We start from the raw sequence: 2,070 nt of genomic DNA on the forward strand, positions 1-2,070 counted from the left end.
GATCGTTTGCGGCCGAGACGCTGCCGGACTACATGGTTCCTTCCGTCGTGATGTTCCTGGACGCGCTTCCGCTGACGCCGAACGGGAAGATCGATCGGAATGCCTTGCCGACACCGGAAGACGGCGAGGGGACGCCCCGTGTCGGCGCGCCTCGCACGGCGGTTGAAGAGATTTTGGCCGGGATCTGGGCCGAGATCCTGGGGGTCAAGCACGTCGGCGTTCACGACAACTTCTTCGACCTCGGCGGCCATTCGCTCCTCGCGACGCAGGTTGTGTCAAGAGTTCGTGCGGTCTTTCATATCGAATTGCCGTTGCGCAGCTTGTTCGATCATCCCACCGTTGAAGGGTTGGCTGCGGCTGTCGACTGCTCCGTGGCGACGGAAGAAGGCAGACGTCTTCCTCCGCTTGTGCCCATGCCGAGAAGCGAACCCATGCCGTTATCATTCGCGCAGCAGCGGCTTTGGTTCCTATGGCAAATGGCCCCGGACAGTCCCATGTATAACGTTCCCGTGGCTCTGCGAATTACTGGTCCATTGGATGAAACGGCGCTGGCAAACAATTTTTACCAATTGGCCTGTCGCCATGATGTGTTGCGTACAACATTTCCTATGAAAGGAGGTCAACCGCTACAGGTAATCGCCCCTGAACCCATACATTCAATGTCCGTCTCCGATCTTAGGGAGATGCCGTCGGATGAACGCGAGGCAATGGTTCAATCTCTGACGCGTGAAGAAGCCCAGAAGCTATTTGATTTATCGTGCGGCCCATTACTGCGCCTGCACTTGTTGCGGATAGGTGACCAGGAGCAGGTCCTGCTCGTTACCATGCATCACATCATTTCAGATGCTTGGTCCATGGCCGTACTTGTTGATGAGATAACGAAGTTATATGCGGCTTCGGTGACCGGCCAGCCGTTGTCATTGCCTCAGTTGCCGGTGCAATACGCGGATTATGCGGTATGGCAGCGGACATGGCTGGCAGGCGATGTACTGGAAAGACAATTGGCGTACTGGAAACAACAATTGTCGGATGTTCCAGTGGTTGCCTTGCCGACAGATCGGCCGAGACCTGCCGTCCAGACATACCGGGGTGCCATTCATTCAATAAGCTTATCCAATGACGTGGTGGACCGGCTCAGAACATTGGGGCGAAGGCGTGGAGCGACGTTATTTATGACCCTCGTGGCTGTGCTGAAGGTGCTGCTTAAATATGAGACCGGCCAGCGGGACATCGTGGTGGGGACCGACGTCACAACTCTCAATGTGCTCGAAGTCGAAAACCTCATCGGTTTCTTTGTCAATCAAATCGTGCTGCGTATGACGGTCGATACGGCTCTCCCATTCCAAGAGTTGCTTGATCAGGTTCGGGATATGACGCTGGCAGCGCATTCCCATCAGGACGTGCCGTTTGAAATGCTGGTCGCCTCTCTCAAGACGAAGCGCGAACTCCAATATTCTCCCTTGTTTCAGATCAAGCTTATCCTGCAACACGCCCCTCCGCCGCCTGACGACCTTCCGGGATTGGCGCTGAGCGTCATGGATAATGAAAAGACGACCGCAGAATTGGATGTATTACTCAATTTTGAAGAGAGCGCCGATGGATTGAGTGGATGGTTCGAGTACAACATAGATCTCTTCGATTCCGCGAGCATCGTCCGGTTTGCAGAGCGTTTCTCAATGATTGTGGAACTTATTGGAGCGAATCCCCATGTCACCGTCGAAGGAATCGAACGCATGCTGTCGGAGCACGACAGTCTCCAACGAATCAGAACACGCCAAGAGCGTCACGAAGCGAACAGCCGGAACCTTAAACGCATCAGACGAAAGCCAATGGGGCGGCCTGTCTAAACCACTAAAGCATGAGGATTGATCGATGAACGAATCGAGTCAGAAAACCGCGGCCATGCCAAGATTGAAAGGCATTCACCGAAAAGCCATCAGCTTATCCCAGGAACACCTTGTGACGGCGGAACCGCTTTTCCCGGGGAAGATGCTTCCGTTGCTGGTTCAGCCTACCGTAACAGGACTCAGTTTGGTGGGCTGGGTCGAACAACAACGGGAATGGGTGCAG

The 2,070-nt window shown here is 54.6% G+C and carries 1 protein-coding gene and 1 pseudogene; both read left to right on the forward strand.

Annotated elements, in window-relative coordinates:
• On the forward strand, positions 1 to 1,847 hold a 1,847-nt coding region (locus ACOSYY_RS00485), incomplete at its 5' end, for a condensation domain-containing protein (protein ID WP_421660259.1).
• Positions 1,848 to 1,872: 25 nt separating this feature from the next.
• Positions 1,873 to 2,070: pseudogene (locus ACOSYY_RS00490) on the forward strand (TauD/TfdA family dioxygenase); the annotation flags it as partial.

Source organism: Nitrospira sp. BLG_2, assembly GCF_049222245.1.